Here is a 19,720-nt window from a genome sequence, read left to right on the forward strand (position 1 = left end):
CCCTTTAACCTATATACTGAAATATATTTTATCAATATCTCAAAAAACTGTCAAGAAAAAAGCCCCTGTTTCCATAAGGTTCCTGCTGCTGATGTTACTGCCCACCGGCAGTATTTCCTCAAGATGTTTTTGTGAACAGAATTTACAGAAATCCTGAGGATCGGGAGTTCCATAACTCCCGATTTTGTATTGTAAATCCTGTCCCATGAATTATAATCTAAACAGGAGATCATCTAAAAACACATACAAAGGAGAAACTTATGAAAAAGCTAAAAAAATTAACATCTCTGCTATTTCTGTTCTGCTGTCTTTGCTTCTGTCTGATCCTGTTTCCACAGACAGCCCGGGCAGGCTCTCTTACGCCAACCGCACAGGACAATCTCAATGTCAGGTTACGCCGTACCTCTGATCTTATTCCTGTTTCCGGCGGATACATGAGGGTCTTCCACCAGAAAAATTCTGTCGGCGTTGAATATTACGATAATGATCTGAAGATCAGAAGCAAGCGCAAGATCAACATGGAGCTTCCACTGTGGGGTGGCTTTTATGCCGGATCTGACGGATATTATCTGGTAGAAGGCCAGACAAACAACAAAGAAAACGATTCCGCTGAGGTCATCCGCGTTATCCGCTACGACACAAACTGGAACCGGAACGGTGCAGCAGCAATTACCAGTAACCCGGAGCTTTTTGGCGGTGAGGTCCGCACGCCCTTTGACTATGGCTGTGTGGAAATGACAGAAAGCAACGGCAAGCTCTATGTTGTTACCGGTCACGAAGGATATGTGGATCCCTCTGTCGGTCAGGGACATCAGGGCTTCCTTATGGCCGAGATCGACCAGGCAACCATGAAAGGAAAGATCGTTTCCTGCGATCTGTGGCATTCCTTTGCACAGTATATCAAATCACAAGGTTCTTATCTCTACGTACTGGAGCAGAGTGAGGGTTCACGATGTACAAAGCTTTCCAGATACGACAGCACTACACTTGCCTGCACCACCATAGAGCTTTTGCCATACGGAGGCTCACATACTTCTGTGTGGGCACTGGCCTGCTACGCAAGCGTTGACGGCATGGCTGTTTCCTCTGACAGTGTATTATGCGTTGGCACTTCCATCGATCAGTCCAAATATGATAAGGTATCTGAAAACACGCCTCATAACCTTTATCTGTCCGTCACACCAATGTCTGACTTTTCCGAAAAAGCAACCACTACCAGGAAGCTTACCAACTTTACAGGCGGAGGAAAAAGCTTTGCGGGCGTAAAGATCACCAAAATAAATGACAACCGTTTTATGATTTCCTGGGAAGAATACGTCTCCGACGATAACAAGAAAAACTCTTCCGCTAACGATCCGCTCTCTTCCAGCACCCTTCATTATCTTTTTGTGGACGGAAAGGGAAAGAGTCTCAGCAAAGAGTTTACAACAGCTGCTCCGATTTCTGACTGTCAGCCTGTGGTAAAGGATTCCAGGGTCGTTTATTATGCTTCAAACTCCAACACCTTGAACTTTTATTCCATTAATTCCGACAACGGAAAAGCTGACAAAAAAACTTACCATATCGCAGGTGACAACGCAACCTGGAATTTCAAAAACGGTATCCTTACGATCTCCGGCTACGGACCACTTTCTATTTCCACAGAGGAAAACAACCGATACCCAGTCTCTTCAACAAACAGCTGGTTTTCCTTCTCCAGCGATTCCTCCTGGAAAGCTATCAAAAACCAGATCAGAAAGGTAATAATAAAGCCCGGGATCACAAGTATTTCCGAAAGGGCCTTTGTTTATCTTCCTGAGCTGAAAGAGGTGGACATCCAGAAAGGGGTCACAAAGATCGGAAAAGAAGCTTTCGCCTACTGTAACAATCTATCCAGGATCAACATACCTGATACCGTTAAAAGCATTGGAACGGATGCTGTGTGGTGCGGCTATTACTGGTCTGACAGCTCTCATGCATATTTTTGCAAGATCCATGCTCCGTACGGCTCTTACGCAGTTACATATGCCAAGAAAAACAATATCAGCTATGCATGCAATATTTCCGATGCATCTGTAACAGGGATCAAAAAAACATATACCTATACAGGCTCTGACATAAAGCCCGTTCCAACCGTAACTCTTGGAAAAGCAAAGCTTTCTGGCATCAATGATTATCATGTGACATACCAGAACAATAAAAAAGCAGGAACTGCTACCCTGAAGATCATCGGTGATAACCATTTCTACGGAACCATCACCTTAAATTTCCAGATCACTCCTGCAGCCACACCAAAGCCACAGACTGCAAAAACATTCCGGGATGCCTATAATGTCTACACAGTCAATACCACCGGGACTTCCGTAGCACTGAAGGGACCACGTTCACGCAATACTGCCACTGCAAAGATTCCGGCCACTGTCAAAGCTAACGGAAAAACCTACAAAGTCACAGCCATTGCAGCCAATGCCTTCAAAAACTGTAAAAACCTGAAACAGGTAACGATTTCAGGAAATATCACAAGCATAGGTGCCGGAGCCTTCCAGAGATGCACAAGTCTTCGTACTGTAAAAATCGGTTCCCGAGTTTCTGCGATCGGCACGAAAGCTTTCTGTGACTGTAAGGCCCTTACCTCTGTCACCATACAGACAGGACGTCTTACTTCCAAAAGCTCAGGTAAATATATCTTCACAAGAGCAGGTCAGAATAATTACAAAAAACTGACTGTAAAGGTTCCGGCAAACAAACTTTCTTCTTACAAAAAGCTGCTTCAGAGTCAGGGGCTGTCCACACAGGCCAGGGTCATCAAATAGCCAGGATCGTACCTTGCATTTCCACGCCCTTTATGCTATACTCAGTTTCGCTGCAAAAGCCCGCAAAAACCAAGGTCGTACAGGGCTTACAAGGCGGTCACCGCCTATAAATGTGCCGAGTGTTCGTGACCTTCCACTCGTAAAACAAAACTAAAGGAGAATATTGAATATGAAAAACAAAGGTACTCATTTTCTGGTGCAGGGAGCTGCCATTGCAGCTGTATATGTTGTCCTGACACTGGTATTCGCACCACTTAGCTTCGGTGAAGTTCAGATCCGTTTTTCCGAGGCTCTGACTGTGCTTCCGTTCTTCACACCGGCTGCCATCCCGGGACTGTTCGTGGGATGTATCATTGCCAATCTTCTTGGCGGTGCGATTCCGGTTGACATCATTTTCGGAAGCATTGCCACACTTATCGGTGCATTCTTTACCTACAAGCTTCGCAATACAGGCAAATGGGCAGCCCCGATCCCGCCGATTGTTTCCAACATTGTGATCGTTCCTCTTGTGCTTCGTTACGGATATGGCATTAACCTTCCTATCCCGTTTATGATGCTCACAGTAGGAGCCGGTGAATTTATCTCAGCCGGTGTGATCGGTATGATCCTTCTTGGAGCACTTTCCAAATACAAAAATGTACTTTTTCATAAAAAAGCAGCAGTCTGACAAGATCTGCTGCCCCCAAAAGAGAGCCATGAGAAAACAGCAGCATTTCTCATGGCTCCCTTTTATTTTATCTCTGCTGATTTCTGCAGACTGCGCAGAATCCTTTTTTCCATTCTGGATACCTGCACCTGGGATACCCCAAGCTCATAAGCAATTTCCGTCTGGGTCTTGTTCTGAAAATACCGCATGTAAATCAGTTTTCGCTCCTTTGCCTTCAGACTCCCCAGTATCTCTTCCAAAAAGATCCGGTTCAGTACTTTTTCCTGACGGTTTTCTTTCTCAGGAATCTTGTCCATCAGGGAGATTTCTGTTCCTTCTCCCTGATAGATCGTCTTATGGAGGGATTCCACCTCTGCTCCGGATTCCAGAGTAAACACAAGTTCCTCCACTGAAATTCCCATTTCACAGACAAGCTCCTCCACAGTAGGCTCTCTTTCCAGCCTCCTGGTCAATGCCTCCCTCACCGAATAGATCCTGTAATGGTTCTCTTTTAAAGACCGGCTGACTTTTAATATCCCGTCATCCCGGAGATAACGTTTGATTTCCCCGGCGATCATTGGCACTGCGTACGTTGAAAACCTCACATCAAAAGACATGTCAAATTTATCCACAGCTTTCAGAAGTCCGATGCTGCCGATCTGGAACAGATCCTCCATCTCCACGCCCCTTCCCAGAAAGCGTCTGGCCACACTGTATATAAGCCCTGTATTTTCCTCAAACAAAATATCTCTTGCCGTTTTATCCCCCTGGTGTGCACGCCCGATGAGGGCAAGAGTACGATCCATAGTTACCTCCTGATGATCTTTTTCATGTGCACGGTAGTTCCGCGGCCAACCTCCGATTCCACAGAAACTTCATCCATGAATGCCTCCATAAATGTAAATCCCATGCCCGAACGGTCTTTGTCCGGTCTGGTGGTAAACAAAGGTTCCATGGCTTTCTTAATATCCGGGATACCGGTTCCGTGATCTGTAACATCCACTTTAAGCTCCTGTCCGCAAAGAGAACAGTCCACCCGGATCTTATGTACCTCGCCTCCATACCCATGTATGATGCAATTGGTCACAGCTTCAGAAACTGCTGTCTTCAGATCTGAAACTTCCTCCAGTGTGGGGTTCAGCTGCGTGCAGAAAGATGCAACTGCCACTCTGGCCAAAGCTTCATTGGCTGGTCTGCTGTCAAAAATGATCGTCATTTCATTTGTGTTTTCCATAGTATGCGCCCTCCTGTTCTGCTGATGTTTTTTCCGCCTCGGAGATGTCTATGTATCTGCCGATCCCGGAAAGTCTCAGAAGCTTTCTGATATGGCTGTTTGCATGGATCACCTGCACACATTTACCTCGCATTCCCAGTGCCCGGTATCTTCCCATGAGCAGTCCGATCCCAGAGCTGTCCATAAAAACGGTCTCTGAGAAGTCGAAAACCATATTTTTTATATACTGTTGTCCAATAATCCGGTCTGTTTCTCTTCGAATACTGTCAGACACCGGATGATCCAGATCTACAGGCAAATGAACTGTCATCACAGCTCCTGATATTTCAAACACTGATTCCACTTTATCATTCCCCCATTTTTTTATTTTTATGCAAAAAATCTTCTATAAAAAATCGTACAAAAAAAGAAGAATGTGCTGAAACACATTCCCCTTCTCCGAGGTTTCTCACCTGTATTCTGTATCGATCATTCTCCTGTATAGCCATCGCTGTAAGACGAATCATAGCCGGTATCTCCACTCTCATCATAAGATGACTGGTCTGATCCATCAGAAGTACCGTCTCCGCTTCCATCTGATGAATTGTCGCCGCCATCAGACGTTCCATCTGAAGCTGCACTTCCGTCTGCAGTTGTACTTCCATCTGCGGAAGCTGCTGAAGCGGTATTGTCACTGCCTGATGAATCACCGGTAATTCCCGATACGCCGGTCTTCTCACAGATAGTATTATAAATACCTTTCGCAGAATCAGAAAGTGTATCTACATATACCTGCTGGATCTCCACTGCTGCAGTATCCAGATCCTCCTGCTGCATAGCTGTATAAGCAGAAAACAGAGCCTCATAACTCTGACTTCTCTTCTTCTCTTCCTCAACCTGCTTAGCTGTGGCATCCGCAGTACTATTGGACTGCTCTGCTTCTCCCTGGGCTTTGGAAAGTGCCACTCCCTGGCTGGAAAGTGACTCACTGTACTGCACGATCTGCTCATTTGCCTGTCTGTACACATCCTGCTTCACTGCCGGAAGTACAAGCAGCCAGAATGCCGCAGCACCTGCTGCAAATCCCAGTACCATAGTAAAGAACAGGGAAACTTTTGACCTTTCTTTGTATGTGGACGGTCTTACAACGATCTCTCCGGAAATATTATCCTTTTCCTTTTCATTGTCCCGAATAAGACTCTTCCGTCTGTTCTCCATCTTTGTAGTAACACCCGTCTGCTCATCGATCTCTCTTAAGAAACGGAGCGTCGTGGTGTTGGTCTTATCAATCCTTGCCGCTTTCTTGAGCGTTCTTCTCGCCTTGTTCCACTCCTGATTCTTCATCTGGATCAGTGCAAGAAGATGATATCCCTTGATCAGCTTGGGATTCTGTGCCAGGATCTTCTTAAGACGGATGGCTGCCATATCTTCATGGCCTTCCCTGCACATGGCAAGGGCATTGTTATATTTCTTGATGCTTTCATTGATCGTTTCCAGTTTATTCTGGTTCGCCTGAAGCTTCTCAATATATTCAGATGCCAGGTTACGGCTCTTCTGGATATTTTTGCTGATGATCCACTCACTCAGTGCAGCAACCACCTCGCCTGTCTCAAAATACACAAGACCAAGAAGGTTTCTTGCACGGATATTTCGTTTATCATAGGCAAGACTCTGCTTCAGACAGCTGATCGCTCCAGACAGATCACGAATGCTGGCTTTCTCCAGCCCCTGGTTGTAATAGAGCTTGGAAAGATAGTCAACCTTCTTCTGGATCAGTACATTGGCTCCGCAGTGCGGACAATAATCCAGATCTGTATCTGTCAGGAACGCTCCACAGTTAATGCAGTTCATTCACTTCTCCTTATCTTACACGTCTGTTGCTCTTAACCTCCCGCAGCATCTCCTGGAGCACATCCATGATATCGGTGATCTCACGGTCATAGATTGCACCTTCTACATCTGCCACATCCAGACATGGTTCAAATTTCTTCAGTTCCTCTTCATAATCGATCATAATTTATTCCTCCTGATCCAGGCTTTGATCTCGCCTACAAGATAAAGCGATCCCACACAGAACAGCATACCGTCCTCGCCTTTCTCTTTCAGTGCAAGCTCAAATGCCATCGGAACATCCTCTGCTGCTTCTACTTCCGGTACTCCATCCTTACGGAAAATCTCTGCAAGCTCTTCCACCGGAACTTTACGATATCCTCCAACCTGTGTGACGATCACATGCCGGAAGCTGATCCTTGTACAGATGGTACGGATCATATCTGTGTAATCCTTGTCATCCACAGCGGAAAACAACAGTGTCAGCGGAAATTCCTTCTGAAAATGCTCAGCTGTCTCCACAAACTTCTCAACACCGTCTTCGTTATGTGCGCCATCTACGATCACACCCGGGAGAACTGTCTCCATTCTTCCCTGCCAGCGTGTCTTCGCCATGCCTGCTTTCAGCTCCTCCATAGATACCGGTATCTCACGATTGAGAACCTGAATCGTTTTTACTGCAAGGGCTGCATTCATTACCTGATAGCGTGCAATAAACGGAATACTGAAAACAGTATCTCCATAAGCTTCATCTTTCAGAGAAAAATCAATCCCGTCTTTCGCAATCTTATGGATCTCGGTATCCGCTCTTGTAAGTTCATATGCAGGACATCCAAGCTCCCTCGCATGCTCACGCATTACCTTAGCTGCATCCGGATCATTTCCATCGTAGATCACCGGAACACCCGGCACCATGATCCCTGCCTTCTCTCCTGCAATCTCGGAAACCGTATTTCCAAGATACTGCATATGGTCAAGGCTTATGGATGTGATCACACAGGCTGCCGGATTCTCAACTGCTGTAGTAGCATCCAGACGGCCGCCAAGACCTGTCTCCAGTGTTACATAGTCCACTCCTGCATCTGCAAAAATCACCATTCCCATAAGCAGCAAGGTTTCAAAATATGTGGGATGATAGCTTCCCTCTGCAACCAGCTCATCGGAAAGCTTTTTAACTTTTTCAAAAGCACAAAGGAATGTATCGTCATCGATCACATCCTCGTTGATCTGAAAACGCTCATTGATCTCCACCAGATGAGGCGATGTAAAAAGTCCGCAGGAATACCCTGCCTCCCGAAGAACCGATGTGATAAAAGCACAGGTACTTCCCTTTCCGTTAGTTCCTGCCACATGGATCACACGGAATTTTCTCTGCGGATCTCCAAGTCTTCTTAAACATTCTCTGGTATGGTCCAGGCTGTTCTTGGTTGTAAATCTCGGTATATCTTCAATATACGCAACTGCTTCTTTGTAATTCATAAAAAAAACCATCACTTATCTATAATGTATTCGTAAAGAACTTTTGGGGAGAAAAGCTTCTCCCCTCCTGTTCGTTACGATACCATTATATAATAGTGGTGGAAGATGTCCAGTCCTAATCGTAATATTTTATCCGACATTTTTTGTATCGAAGTATTTTTCGTGGGCTTTTTACCGACTTTCTGTGCTGTTTTCCCCACCGGAAGTCTCAGCTGCAGCTGTCTCTGCTGTGTCTGATTCTTCAGCCTCCGCTGTGTCAGAAGCATTTTTTTCACTGTCAAGCTTCCACCTGCTGTCAGAGAGCAGCGCATAAACCGCCCGGTCATGGCTCTTTGTCATGGCCTTTCTGGTGGAGCTGTTGCTTCGCTGTACTACCGAAAGCCTGTCAAAATCATCCAGTTCCTTTCCGGTAATAATCAGCTTGGTCGGATTCACATAAACCGTATCATACCACTCACCATTAATCTTCACCTGGCTGGATGGCGTGAAATTGGTTCCCTGAATATAATAAGTATGGTCTGTTTCAGACACTACCTGGATAGACTCCAGAGTCGTATCGTAGATTCCCATGTGCATCTTTGTCCGCTCAAAAGGATTCTTTTCGTCATAGGTATACTGTTTTCCGTAGAGAAGATCATACTGCAGGGTTTCCAGATCCACCTGATAATTCTTGGTGTTTCTTCTTGCCTGATGATATTTGAAAATATTTCCTTCATGGATACCTACACGGTCCATAACCTCTGCTGCCATCTGATATGCCGCAAGATTTTCTTTCTTTTTCTTAAGTCCGAAATTATCCCACATCACATACTCTGTCTGGAACAGATATTTGTTATCCACATCCTCCACAGTCAGTCCCATGGTCGGCAGATGATCACCATACATAACCAGTACCACATCCTCCGGATAATCTGCCAGCCTGTCAGTCAGCTCTTTGACAAAATTATCCATCTCATGTATCTGATTTACATAATACTCCCACTTATTGTTCAGCTCGTCAGTAGGTGCCCCGGAAACTGTGATCTCCGGATTTTCCAGCACCGGTTCTGAAGGATAATCTCCATGTCCCTGTACGGAAATAGTATATACATAATCAGGTCCTTCTGTGGAATCCAGGCACTTAACGATTTCATCCGTGAGAACACTGTCCTTAGTCCAGCCCAGCGGGTTCTTCTGATTTTCATCCTTCATGTACTCTGCAGAAGTAAAGGTATCAAATCCCAGATTAGGGAAAATACTTCTTCTTCCGTAGAAATTCGCCTCATTGTTATGTACTGCATGCGCAGTATAACCAAGATTTTTCAGAACATATGGTGCGCTCTCACAGGTAGTTTCCTTAAGAATACTCTTGTAAGGATATTCCCCCGGCCCAAAATAATGAAGGCTCATTCCGGTAATGGACTCAAACTCCGTGTTGGCAGTTCCGGCTCCTACAGACGGAACCTTGTAATAACCGGAAGAATACTCCTCCATCAGTTTCCGAAAATTGGGGATAGGATCCTCAGAAATATCCAGATAATTGACAAGTGTAGGATCAAAAAAGGACTCCAGCTGTAAGAACAGGATATTCGGATGACTTCCATCCTTTGTCGCAGGAAGATTCTCCTCTGTTTTCTCGATCCTGCTGATTTCTTTTTCGGAATAATCTCTCGGCGCACTGATTCCGGTATTAAAGATCGTCGTTGCCAGACAGTAGGGATATCCGTAATCCTCATAAGCTATGGCAATATTTCCAAAATAATTGGAAAGTACTCTTTTTTCCAGAGCAAGCTGTGTGATTCCTCCAAAGGCAAGTATCCCGGCCAGAACCAGTGGAATATTCACCTTGTATTTCAGTTTGCCTCTGTACTTCGGCGATCTTATCAGTATGATCAGAAGGATAATAACCGCAAGCCCCAGAAAGACCGCACCTATGGTCATCTGGGTATGGGTCAGATATTTTTTTGCAATACTGAGACCATCTGTCAGGTTCTTTACATCCGGTCCTGTAAACGGTGTGACACGGTTGAGAAGAAGCACACCGTTTACGATTCCCAGAAACAGCCATAAGCTGCCGATAAAAATGCGCCAGAAAATTCTCTTTCGGAAGAGATAAACAATCAGCATCGTCGTAAAGATAAACGCTGCATTATAAGCAAATACAAGCGGCTTTGTGGTCATGTAGGTCCACGCCTCTGTGAACGAGTGCCTGCATATGGCCTCGATCACAAAGTACAGGACTGCACAGCCCAGAGCCTGAAGTATCAGCGAAATCTTATTGAAAAAGTTACACCACTTCATTAAAACACTCCTTCGTTATTTCACCATCTGTGTTAACTGCAGGTTCACTTTCTCTTTCATCTCTTTGTATTTTTCAAGTTTCTCCTTCTCTGCCTCTACCTTGGCTGCAGGTGCCTTGTTCACAAAATTCGGGTTGTTAAGCATTCCCTCGCAGCGTGCGATTTCTTTTGTAAGACGCTCCTGCTCTTTTGTGAGACGTTCGATCTCCTTTTCACGGTCGATCAGATCCTCCAGTGGCAGATATACCACACCGTCTGCCACAACGATGGAGACTGCATCCTCACCGATTCCGGCTTTATCCTGCTGCACATGGATCTCTTTTGCAAACGCAAGGTTTGTAAAGGATCTCTTGCAGGATTCAAAACGTGCACAGCAGTCTGCATCCTTGCCTACGATGTAGATATTTGTCTTTCTGTTCTGCGGAACATTCATCTCATTTCTGGTATTACGGATTCCACGAACAACTTCCTGGAAGCTTTCAACTGCTTTTTCAGCCTCTGTGAAATTCATCTCTTCTTTATATACCGGCCAGTCGGAGATCATAATGGACTCTTCCTCAGGAAGCAGTGTACAGTAGATCTCTTCAGTGATAAATGGCATAAACGGATGAAGAAGCTTCAGTCCCTGTGTCAGTGCTGTACGTAAGGTCCACAGAGCGTCATTGGCTGCTGCCGGATCTTCCTCTGCTTTCCACAGTCTTACTTTTGCCATCTCGATATACCAGTCACAAAGCTCATCCCACAGGAAGTCATAGACCTTCTGTACGGCGATTCCAAGCTCATATTTATCCATGTTCTCAGTAACATCACGGATTACTGTGTTAAGTCTGGAAAGGATCCATTTATCCTCGTTGCAGAGTGCGTTCAGGTCTTTTGGCTCTGTTACCGTCTTTCCTTCCAGGTTCATCATAATGAAACGGGAAGCATTCCAGATCTTATTTGCAAAGTTACGGCTGGATTCTACACGCTCCCAGTAGAAACGCATATCATTTCCAGGTGCATTACCTGTCATCAGTGTCAGACGAAGGGCATCTGCGCCGTATTTGTCGATAACCTCCAGCGGATCGATACCGTTTCCAAGAGACTTACTCATCTTACGTCCCTGTGAGTCACGTACCAGACCGTGGATCAGTACATGGTGGAACGGTGTCTCACCAGTCTGCTCCAGTGCGGAAAATACCATACGGATAACCCAGAAGAAGATGATATCATATCCTGTTACCAGAACGTCTGTCGGATAGAAGTACTCAAGCTCCGGTGTCTTGTCCGGCCATCCAAGTGTGGAGAACGGCCACAGTGCGGAACTGAACCAGGTATCCAGAGTGTCCTCATCCTGATGCATATGTGTGCATCCGCATTTCGGGCATTTCTCCGGCATCTCTCTTCCAACCACCATCTCACCACACTCATCGCAGTAATAAGCCGGGATTCTGTGTCCCCACCAGAGCTGACGGGAAATGCACCAGTCACGGATGTTCTCCAGCCAGTGAAGATAAGTCTTGTCAAAGCGTGCCGGAACAAACTGAAGATTTCCGTCGTCCAGAGTCTTGATGGCTGCTTTTGCCATTTCATCCATTTTTACAAACCACTGTGGTTTGATCATCGGCTCTACAGTTGTACCGCAGCGGTCATGTGTACCTACACTGTGGTTATGCGGAACAACTTTTACAAGAAGTCCCTGTGTTTTCAAATCCTCAACCATGGCCTTACGTGCCTCGTAACGGTCCATACCTGCGTATTTTCCGCCAAGGCTGTTGATTGTAGCGTCATCATTCAGGATATTGATCTCCTCAAGATTATGACGGCGTCCCACCTCGAAATCGTTGGGGTCATGTGCCGGTGTGATCTTAACGCAGCCTGTTCCGAATTCCTTATCAACATATTCATCAGCAATAACCGGAATCTCTCTGTCTGTAAGCGGAAGCTTCAGCATCTTGCCTACGATATCTTTATATCTTTCATCCTCCGGATTTACAGCAACTGCTGTGTCGCCGAGAAGTGTCTCAGGACGTGTGGTTGCAATCTCAACGAAACGACCTTCCTCACCTACGATGGGATAATTAATGTGCCAGAAAAATCCGTCCTGATCCTCATGTACAACCTCTGCATCAGAAATAGAGGTCTGGCATACAGGACACCAGTTGATGATCCTGGAGCCTTTGTAAATATAGCCTTTCTCATAGAGACGGATAAATACCTCCTGAACAGCCTTGGAGCAGCCCTCATCCATGGTAAAGCGCTCACGCTCCCAGTCTGCAGATGCCCCCAGCTTTTTCAGCTGATTAATGATCTTTCCGCCGTACTCCTCTTTCCATGCCCAGGCATGTTTCATAAATTCCTCACGGCCGATCTCGTTCTTGTCAATACCTTCCTTACGGAGCTTCTCTGTTACCTTAACCTCTGTAGCGATGGCTGCATGGTCAGTTCCCGGCTGCCAGAGAGCCTCATAGCCCTGCATTCTTTTGAAACGGATCAGAATATCCTGCATGGTCTCATCCAGTGCATGGCCCATATGCAGCTGTCCGGTTACATTGGGCGGCGGCATTACAATTGTGAAAGGTTTTTTGTCCGGATTAACTTTTGCATGGAAGTATCCGTTGTCCATCCATTTTTTGTACAGACGATCCTCAATACCTTTGGGATCATAAGTCTTTGCAAGTTCTTTGCTCATGTTTTCCTCCTGAATCTTTCTTGGAATCAAGCTGTCTTTCTGACAGCCTTTTCTGATTATGGGAGCTTTGAACACTCCTGTTTTCTGCAAGAAAAAGCACGCCCTCCACACGGGAATCCAAAAAACTCCTGTGCGAAGGGCGATCATTCTCGCGGTACCACCTTCATTATCCGGGAAAAATGTCTTATATTTTATTCCCATCTATCTCTTATCCCTTAACGCGGGATACGTGAAAACCTACGCAACAGCATCTGCATCTGTTCTGCATTTCTGCCTTCAGTCTCCCGGCTCCTAAGCTACCTTCTGCAGTCTTCCATCTGAAAATGCCTTCCAGCCTGCGCTTCTCCCGCGTCCGTGCATCTCTCTCTGTCAGCGTAGACCTGCATACTCCTCTTATTCAACGCCTTTACCATGTTCCTACTATAATGAAATTTTCTTTTTTTGTCAAGACAAAGGCCTGCTTTTCCTGGGATTTCACATATTTCCAGATACAAGTACCTTTCTGGCATTTTAATATTTTATTCCACGCTCTTCAGTGACTCTACCATATTGATCTTTTTCAGCTTAAAATGCATTACCATATTTACAAACATGGAGAATCCAAATGTAATGATCCCACTGTAGACAAAGCTTATTGGCTTGATATTTCTTCCAAACATCACCGCATCTACCTCAACGGTTGTGATCACATACCGGTGAAGGAGGATTCCGAATACTGCACCTGCCAGGATCCCTATAAAGGACAGCAGGATATTTTCCCGGAATACATACTGGGAAACCTCGCCATCATAAAATCCCAGGACCTTCAATGTTGCAAGCTCTCTCTGACGCTCTGTGATATTGATGTTGTTCAGATTATACAGTACCACAAATGCCAGCATTCCGGCAGAAATGATCAGGACCCAGATCACCGCTCCAAGGGAGCCCAGCATTCGCTCTACCTGACCGGCCGTGCTGCTTGTATAGCTGATACTTAAAGCTGCCGGATATTTCAGGATCTCATTTCCAAGAGTCTCCAGATCACTGCCTGCATCTTCTTTCATAGTATATACTGTACTTGAATACTCCGGTTTCTCCCCGAATGTTTTTTCATAGCAGGATGGGGTCATGTAAACATAATGTCCCATATAGTTCTCTGTGATAGCAGTGATCTTTACTTTATACTTTCTGTTGTCTTTCTCCAGGGCAATCTCGTCTCCTGCTTTCACACCGATAAGAGAAGCTGTTTTTTCACAGATCACGGCTCCGTCATCGGTAAGCTCATACTGCTCGTGGGACTTTCGGTCACGTAACGTTACATCCTCTTTAAAATTTTCCGTATTTTCCGGAACATACACATAGATACTGACACTTCCCTTTTCTTTTGGTGCCGTCATCTTGGTGAGCTGCACACGAGTATAGTGATCGATCTCGCTGTTTCCGTCCAGGAATTTCAGAAGTTCCTTTTTCTGGCTCTGTGTAGCATCATCATCGTTGATCACCATGGCATCATAGTGCTGGATCTGGTCATACTGGAGAAGCGCAATATCCATGATCGAATCGTAAAGTCCGAATCCTACAAGCATCAGTCCCATGCTTCCTGCAATTCCGAAAATAGTCATAAAGAGTCGCTTCTTATAACGAAAAAGATTTCGCATGGACGATTTCCAGGAAAAGCTCAGATGCTTCCATATAAAGCCGATCCGCTCAATAAGTATCCGTTTTCCCTCTTTTGGTGCAGGCGGACGCATCAGGGATGCCGGTGTTTCTGCCAGAGTTTTTGCGCTGGAAAAAAGTGTTGCACCCATAGTACAGATCACCGCTGCTCCGGAAGCGATCAGTGCATAGTGCATTTCATAATTCAGCTGCATGTGATCACCAATATTCCAGTACATGATCCCATATGCCTGGATAATGATAAACGGAAGAACCTTTTCTCCGAAAAGAATACCCACGATGCTGCCTCCTGCTGTTGCAAGGAAGGCATAACAGAGATATTTGGATGCAATAGATATTTTTCCGTAGCCCAATGCTTTCATGGTTCCGATCTGGGTTCGCTGCTCCTCAACCATTCGTGTCATTGTGGTAAGACTGATCAGAGCCGCTACAAGGAAGAATATCATCGGGAAAACTTTTCCGATGTTTTTCAGCCGCTCTGCGTTATCACCAAAATCCGAATATTCCGGAAGGTCATTGCGGTCTGTGATGATCCACTCCGGTGTTTCAATATCATCTACCTCTTTCTGGGCATCCTCGATCTTCTGCCGGGCTTCCGCAATTTTGTCATCGGCCTTTTTTTTGCCGTCCTGATATTCTTTCTTTCCATCGGAAAGCTTCTTTTTTGCGTCCTCCAGATCTTTTTTGGCGTCTTTTAATTTCTGTTCGTTTTCTTGGATCTCTTTTTCACCATCCAGGATTTTCTGTTCATTTGCATCCAGTTCAGCCTGACTGCTGGTAAGCTTTTCCGTATTTGCCTGGATCTCTGCCTGTCCTGCATTTAACTGGGCCTGTTTTTCCTCCAGCTGCTGTCTTCCGGAACCTAACTGGGCTTTGGCAGCGTCAAGCTGGCTCTGACCGTCATCAAGAGCTGCCTGATTGGTCTCGATTTCTTCTTTGGCTGCAGAAAGCTCTGTTTTCTTTGCCTCCAGTTCTTTTTTTCCTTTATCCAGTTCTTCCTGGCCTGCGTTCAGCTGTGTCTCTGTCCCGGAAAGTGTCTCTTCCTGTTCTTCGATCTGACTGAAGCCCTCATTGATCTGAGTGAGGCTGCTCTCCAGTTCAGCCCGGGTCTGGGCCAGCTCTGATTTTTTTGCTGTAAGCTCAGCCTGCGCCCCGTCGATCTGCGCCTGACCGGAATTTATCTGTTCTTCCATTGCACTGATCTGGTCATTTAATGTCTGGATCTGCGCGGAAAGCTCCGCCAGCTCTTCCTCGGTTTTTCCTGCTTCCGCACCGGCGTCATACTGAGCCTGCAGCTCCGCCACCTGACTGCTTAATGTCTCTTTCTGGCTGGTCAGTTCATCCAGCTGTGCCTGCTGCCCGGAAAGGGCTTCTTCACTGGAACTGATCTGGGCTTCGCCCTCGGAAATCTGTGCAAGCCCTGCCTCACACTGTTCTTTCTGACTGGTGAGAGATGCCTTTGTTTCTCTAATCGTATTTTTTCCGGCTTCCAGCTGTTCTCTTCCGGTGTCAAGCTCAGCCTGTTTGCTTTCCAGTGTTTTTTCCGCTTCCCGGAGCTGAGCCTCACCGTCACTTACCTGCTTTTTTGCATCAGTCAGCTGTTCGTATCCGGCAGTCAGCTCTGACTGCTTTTCATTTATCTGTGCTTCGGAGTTGACAAGCTGTGATCTGGCAGCATTTAACTGGGCCATCCCGTCTTCCACCTGCTGCTTTGCACTGTTAAGCTGAGACCATCCATCTGCGATCTGCTGTCTGCCGTCTGCAAGCTGCTGTTTTCCATCGATCAGCTCCTTTTTTGCATCATTGAGCTGCTGTTTTCCATCTTCGTACTCTTTTTTTCCATCATCATACTCTTTCTGTCCATCATCCAGCTTTTTCTTCGCATCGCCAAGCTTTTCCTCTGATTCCCTCTTTCCATCCTCAAGCTCTTTTCTGGCATCATCCAGCTTTTCATTGGCTTCTGCGACGACCTCATCGTAGCGCAGACTGCACTGCTCTTTTTCGATGCCTTCCACACGCTTCCGTATCTTTTTAATAAGATTGTCGTAGGCATCGGTATAGCTGATCACATCCCCGGATTCATGAACCATAATATAGATCTGGGTAAAAGCCTCCTGATCAAAATCCTCCGGAAGGATGTATCCGAAACCGCTGATCTCACCTGACCCAAGAGTCGTATTTCCTCTGTTAAACGAAATATAAAGAGGGCTGCTTCCGATTCCCACAACTGTATAGGTTGTCTTTTTCAGAAGTTCACTGTCTCCATCCTCACTGACAGATATGGTATCCCCGATTTTATAGCCACGGTTCTTTGCAAATGGCTTGTCCAGAAAAATCTCGCCGCTTTTTTCCGGTATCCTTCCTTCATCTGCTGTGAGCAGATTAAAATTGCTGCTGATGGATTCCAGATGAAGAACCTTCCTGGCATCGTCCTCTCCACTCATAACATCCGTAGAGTAACCACCCTCAGCCAGCTCTATACCGTCAATGTCTGATACCGCTTTTACATCACGCTGGGTCAGTCCCAGTGTTCCCTGAATCTTCAGATCCATCAGCTTTGCCGCTTCATAATAGGCATCTCCGGAATATCTCATATCCGGAGAAGACGCCTGGATCCCGGAAAAAAATGCAACGCCCAATGCCACGATCAGAAAGATCGAGATAAAACGTGCTTTACTTTTCCGGATCTCCATCCAGAAATCTTTGTGTAATGCTTTCATTCCGTCACCTACCATTCAATTTCTTCCACTGGTGTGGGATGTGCATTTTCGGTCATCCTGGAAACCTTGCCGTTTTTGATCTTGATCACACGGTCAGCCATAGGTGTCAGTGCAGAGTTGTGGGTAATGACAATGACAGTCATGCCTCGTTCCCTGCAGGTATCCTGAAGAAGCTTCAGGATTGACTTGCCGGTCTGATAATCCAGCGCTCCTGTAGGTTCATCACAGAGCAGAAGCTTGGGATTCTTTGCCAGAGCTCTGGCTATGGAAACTCTCTGCTGCTCACCGCCGGAAAGCTGTGCCGGAAAGTTGGTCAGCCTCTCCTTCAATCCTACTTCCTCCAAAACCGTCCTGGCATCCAGAGGATCCTTACAGATCTGAAGAGCAAGCTCCACATTCTCCAGTGCAGTCAAATTTGGCACCAGATTATAAAACTGGAATACAAAGCCAATATCCTCACGCCGGTATCCGGTCAGCTGCCGGTCTGTATATTTTGCGATATTTTTCCCATCGATCCAGACATTGCCGGATGTAGCTTTATCCATTCCGCCCAGGATATTCAACACCGTTGTCTTTCCGGCACCGCTGGGTCCTACCACAACTACAAATTCTCCTTTTTTTATCCGGAAGCTGATCTCATCCACCGCTATGATCTTCACTTCTTTTGAGCCATAGATTTTGGATACATTTTCCAGCTTCACATAATCTTCCGTATGCTCCATTCTCATCCTCCTCTTTGCTCTCTCTATAATTTCAGGGGGCTTTTACTTGCCCCCTTTTTATTCCCCGCCTCAATATCACAGCTGTTTGGTAATATCCCTTCATCTGTAATCGATATGTCTGTAAATATATTTATAAGTATATCGGTTCTTCATTCAAAATGCAATTTCTACTTATATTTTACAAAGATTTTTCATTCCTGCGCATTTGTATTTTACATTTCTTTTCTATAATACAGACAGATAAAGGAAATCAATATTATGGCTGACTGTTGCTGACAACAGCAGAAGTATAATTCCATCAAAATGGGAGGAATGGATTATGTATAAAACACTGTGGAATCACTTAGATCAAAATAAAAAAAAGGCCCCTGCACCTGCTGTTTTTCTTGCACTTCTGACAGCTGGATGGAGTGCAGCCGGAATTTTGTCCGGATTACTTGTTTGTCTGGGACTTCAGACAGAACTGATGGTGAAACTGACTGTGATCTTATGTACCGGTGGATACGCCGGACTGATACCCGGATTCTTCGGTGGAATTCTTTATCTTTACCGAATGGATCTTCGGAAAACTTCTGCTGATCCGGCAGCTGATTCTGTCGCTAATCCAGAAAAAGCTTCTTCTGATCATACTTCATTGATCTATTTTCACAATAATTGACAAAAAAGCAGAACTCTGCCTGATTGTGCAGGGTTCTGCTTTTTTATTGAATATGTGTATTAATTTTGATTACTTTCTTATGGAATCAGCGAGCTTTCTTGCTTCTGCTGTCAGCTCTTTTATTTTATCAAATTCTCCTGCCTTTACAAAATCTCCTTTTACCATCCAGCTTCCGCCGCAGCAAAGGATTTTGTCACAGGAAAGATATTCCTCAAGGTTTTTCGCATTGATCCCACCTGTAGGCATAAATCTGATTCCTGTATAAGGAGCTGCCATAGCCTTGATCATTGAAATTCCGCCTGCCGGTTCTGCCGGGAAGAATTTTACTACCTTAAGGCCTCTTTTCACTGCCTGTGCAACCTCAGATGGAGTGATACATCCCGGGAAAACAGGAATATCTTTTTCCAGGCAGTAGTCTACGATCTCTGGATTGAAGCCTGGGCTTACGATAAATTTTGCTCCGGCGCCAACAGCTGCATCTACCTGCTCAGTTGTAAGTACGGTACCTGCTCCCACAAGCATTTCCGGGAACTGCTCTGCCATCAGACGGATAGACTCTTCGTGCCCAGGATGCCATGTACCTTCATCTAGTTTATAACCGCAAAAGAATCCTGATTGTAGAAAAAAATTCCTGATTTGTCGGACAGCATCCTTTCCGGATGCTGTCCGATCTTCCAGAAGTCTGTCTTCACTGTCTTCAGCAAATACATTTTTATAATAAAAATAAGCCCTGGAAATTTATCTTTCCAAGGCTTTCTAAGAGGTGCCACCCGGATTTGAACCGGGGATAGAGGTGTTGCAGACCTTTGCCTTACCACTTGGCTATGGCACCATGCTCCCCCTGTTGGACTCGAACCAACGACACTGCGGTTAACAGCCGCATGCTCTACCGACTGAGCTAAGGAGGAATATTTAATTTAAGGCTTATACCTTAAAAACTACATACATGCTTATTGATGGTCAATCAAACTCTTTGAATCAATTCTTAACCTGCGTTTCTTGGTCAAGCCCTCACCCGATTAGTAACAGTCAGCTCCATGTGTTACCACACTTC

At 45.6% G+C, this 19,720-nt stretch carries 13 protein-coding genes, 2 tRNA genes and 1 pseudogene; 3 read left to right on the forward strand and 13 right to left on the reverse strand.

Annotated features, from left to right (window positions below; translation table 11 throughout):
- Positions 1-260: 260 nt before the first annotated feature.
- Together HFM85_RS05190 and HFM85_RS05195 are read left to right on the forward strand one after the other, a co-directional pair.
- Positions 261-2,792 (forward strand): leucine-rich repeat domain-containing protein, encoded by a 2,532-nt coding sequence (locus tag HFM85_RS05190; protein WP_173738845.1) that lies wholly within the window; start codon positions 261-263, stop codon positions 2,790-2,792.
- Between the two features lie 169 nt (positions 2,793-2,961).
- Positions 2,962-3,459 (forward strand): QueT transporter family protein, encoded by a 498-nt coding sequence (locus tag HFM85_RS05195; RefSeq protein ID WP_173738846.1) that lies wholly within the window; start codon positions 2,962-2,964, stop codon positions 3,457-3,459.
- Between the two features lie 62 nt (positions 3,460-3,521).
- Here HFM85_RS05195 and HFM85_RS05200 read toward each other — a convergent pair whose 3' ends face one another.
- The 10 genes from HFM85_RS05200 to HFM85_RS05245 form a co-directional block, all read right to left on the reverse strand.
- Positions 3,522-4,244: a SigF/SigG family RNA polymerase sporulation sigma factor gene (locus tag HFM85_RS05200; protein ID WP_173738847.1), complete on the reverse strand. Its 723-nt coding sequence runs from the start codon at positions 4,242-4,244 to the stop codon at positions 3,522-3,524.
- Positions 4,245-4,246: 2 nt separating this feature from the next.
- On the reverse strand, positions 4,247-4,672 hold the full coding sequence (gene spoIIAB, locus HFM85_RS05205) for an anti-sigma F factor (RefSeq protein WP_173738848.1): 426 nt from the start codon (positions 4,670-4,672) through the stop codon (positions 4,247-4,249).
- Complete coding sequence (locus HFM85_RS05210; RefSeq protein WP_173738849.1) at positions 4,656-5,015, reverse strand: anti-sigma factor antagonist; 360 nt, start codon at positions 5,013-5,015, stop codon at positions 4,656-4,658. The genes spoIIAB and HFM85_RS05210 overlap by 17 nt, the downstream gene beginning before the upstream one ends.
- A 125-nt stretch (positions 5,016-5,140) precedes the next feature.
- Positions 5,141-6,502, reverse strand: a complete 1,362-nt coding sequence (locus HFM85_RS05215) for a hypothetical protein (protein ID WP_173738850.1) — start codon at positions 6,500-6,502, stop codon at positions 5,141-5,143.
- A gap of 10 nt (positions 6,503-6,512) precedes the next feature.
- Complete coding sequence (locus HFM85_RS05220; RefSeq protein ID WP_021977044.1) at positions 6,513-6,665, reverse strand: hypothetical protein; 153 nt, start codon at positions 6,663-6,665, stop codon at positions 6,513-6,515.
- Positions 6,662-7,960 (reverse strand): bifunctional folylpolyglutamate synthase/dihydrofolate synthase, encoded by a 1,299-nt coding sequence (locus HFM85_RS05225; protein ID WP_173738851.1) that lies wholly within the window; start codon positions 7,958-7,960, stop codon positions 6,662-6,664. Before HFM85_RS05225 ends, HFM85_RS05220 begins: the two co-directional genes overlap by 4 nt.
- A 171-nt stretch (positions 7,961-8,131) precedes the next feature.
- Entirely contained in the window at positions 8,132-10,240 is a 2,109-nt protein-coding gene (locus tag HFM85_RS05230) for an LTA synthase family protein (RefSeq protein WP_173738852.1), read from the reverse strand.
- Positions 10,241-10,255: 15 nt separating this feature from the next.
- Positions 10,256-12,910 (reverse strand): valine--tRNA ligase, encoded by a 2,655-nt coding sequence (locus tag HFM85_RS05235; protein ID WP_173738853.1) that lies wholly within the window; start codon positions 12,908-12,910, stop codon positions 10,256-10,258.
- Positions 12,911-13,428: 518 nt separating this feature from the next.
- On the reverse strand, positions 13,429-17,286 hold the full coding sequence (locus tag HFM85_RS05240; RefSeq protein ID WP_243873816.1) for an FtsX-like permease family protein: 3,858 nt from the start codon (positions 17,284-17,286) through the stop codon (positions 13,429-13,431).
- An 8-nt stretch (positions 17,287-17,294) separates the two neighbouring features.
- Positions 17,295-18,008: an ABC transporter ATP-binding protein gene (locus HFM85_RS05245; RefSeq protein WP_173738855.1), complete on the reverse strand. Its 714-nt coding sequence runs from the start codon at positions 18,006-18,008 to the stop codon at positions 17,295-17,297.
- Between the two features lie 319 nt (positions 18,009-18,327).
- Between HFM85_RS05245 and HFM85_RS05250 the strand changes: the two genes are divergently transcribed.
- Positions 18,328-18,666 carry a hypothetical protein gene (locus tag HFM85_RS05250; protein WP_173738856.1) on the forward strand — a complete coding sequence of 113 codons (339 nt, stop codon included), beginning with the start codon at positions 18,328-18,330 and terminating at the stop codon, positions 18,664-18,666.
- A 69-nt stretch (positions 18,667-18,735) separates the two neighbouring features.
- On the opposite strand, the pseudogene eda reads toward HFM85_RS05250, so the two are convergent.
- The 3 genes and pseudogenes from eda to HFM85_RS05265 all read right to left on the reverse strand — a co-directional run.
- Positions 18,736-19,227: pseudogene (gene eda / locus HFM85_RS05255) on the reverse strand (bifunctional 4-hydroxy-2-oxoglutarate aldolase/2-dehydro-3-deoxy-phosphogluconate aldolase); the annotation flags it as partial.
- Between the two features lie 200 nt (positions 19,228-19,427).
- Positions 19,428-19,498: transfer RNA gene (locus HFM85_RS05260), tRNA-Cys, on the reverse strand.
- A gap of 3 nt (positions 19,499-19,501) precedes the next feature.
- Positions 19,502-19,574 (reverse strand) — tRNA-Asn (locus tag HFM85_RS05265).
- Positions 19,575-19,720: the final 146 nt, after the last annotated feature.

The sequence above is a fragment of the Blautia schinkii genome, from assembly GCF_013304825.1.
GTDB lineage: Bacteria > Bacillota > Clostridia > Lachnospirales > Lachnospiraceae > Blautia_A > Blautia_A schinkii_B.

Bases quoted from the DNA above. Each gene is read 5' to 3' on its own strand.
- spoIIAB (WP_173738848.1), bottom strand. From the start codon at position 4,672: ATGGAAAACACAAATGAAATGACGATCATTTTTGACAGCAGACCAGCC.
- HFM85_RS05235 (WP_173738853.1), bottom strand. From the start codon at position 12,910: ATGAGCAAAGAACTTGCAAAGACTTATGATCCCAAAGGTATTGAGGAT.
- HFM85_RS05250 (WP_173738856.1), top strand. From the start codon at position 18,328: ATGTATAAAACACTGTGGAATCACTTAGATCAAAATAAAAAAAAGGCC.
- HFM85_RS05195 (WP_173738846.1), top strand. From the start codon at position 2,962: ATGAAAAACAAAGGTACTCATTTTCTGGTGCAGGGAGCTGCCATTGCA.
- HFM85_RS05225 (WP_173738851.1), bottom strand. From the start codon at position 7,960: ATGAATTACAAAGAAGCAGTTGCGTATATTGAAGATATACCGAGATTT.
- HFM85_RS05240 (WP_243873816.1), bottom strand. From the start codon at position 17,286: ATGAAAGCATTACACAAAGATTTCTGGATGGAGATCCGGAAAAGTAAA.
- HFM85_RS05230 (WP_173738852.1), bottom strand. From the start codon at position 10,240: ATGAAGTGGTGTAACTTTTTCAATAAGATTTCGCTGATACTTCAGGCT.
- HFM85_RS05200 (WP_173738847.1), bottom strand. From the start codon at position 4,244: ATGGATCGTACTCTTGCCCTCATCGGGCGTGCACACCAGGGGGATAAA.
- HFM85_RS05190 (WP_173738845.1), top strand. From the start codon at position 261: ATGAAAAAGCTAAAAAAATTAACATCTCTGCTATTTCTGTTCTGCTGT.
- HFM85_RS05245 (WP_173738855.1), bottom strand. From the start codon at position 18,008: ATGGAGCATACGGAAGATTATGTGAAGCTGGAAAATGTATCCAAAATC.
- HFM85_RS05220 (WP_021977044.1), bottom strand. From the start codon at position 6,665: ATGATCGATTATGAAGAGGAACTGAAGAAATTTGAACCATGTCTGGAT.
- HFM85_RS05215 (WP_173738850.1), bottom strand. From the start codon at position 6,502: ATGAACTGCATTAACTGTGGAGCGTTCCTGACAGATACAGATCTGGAT.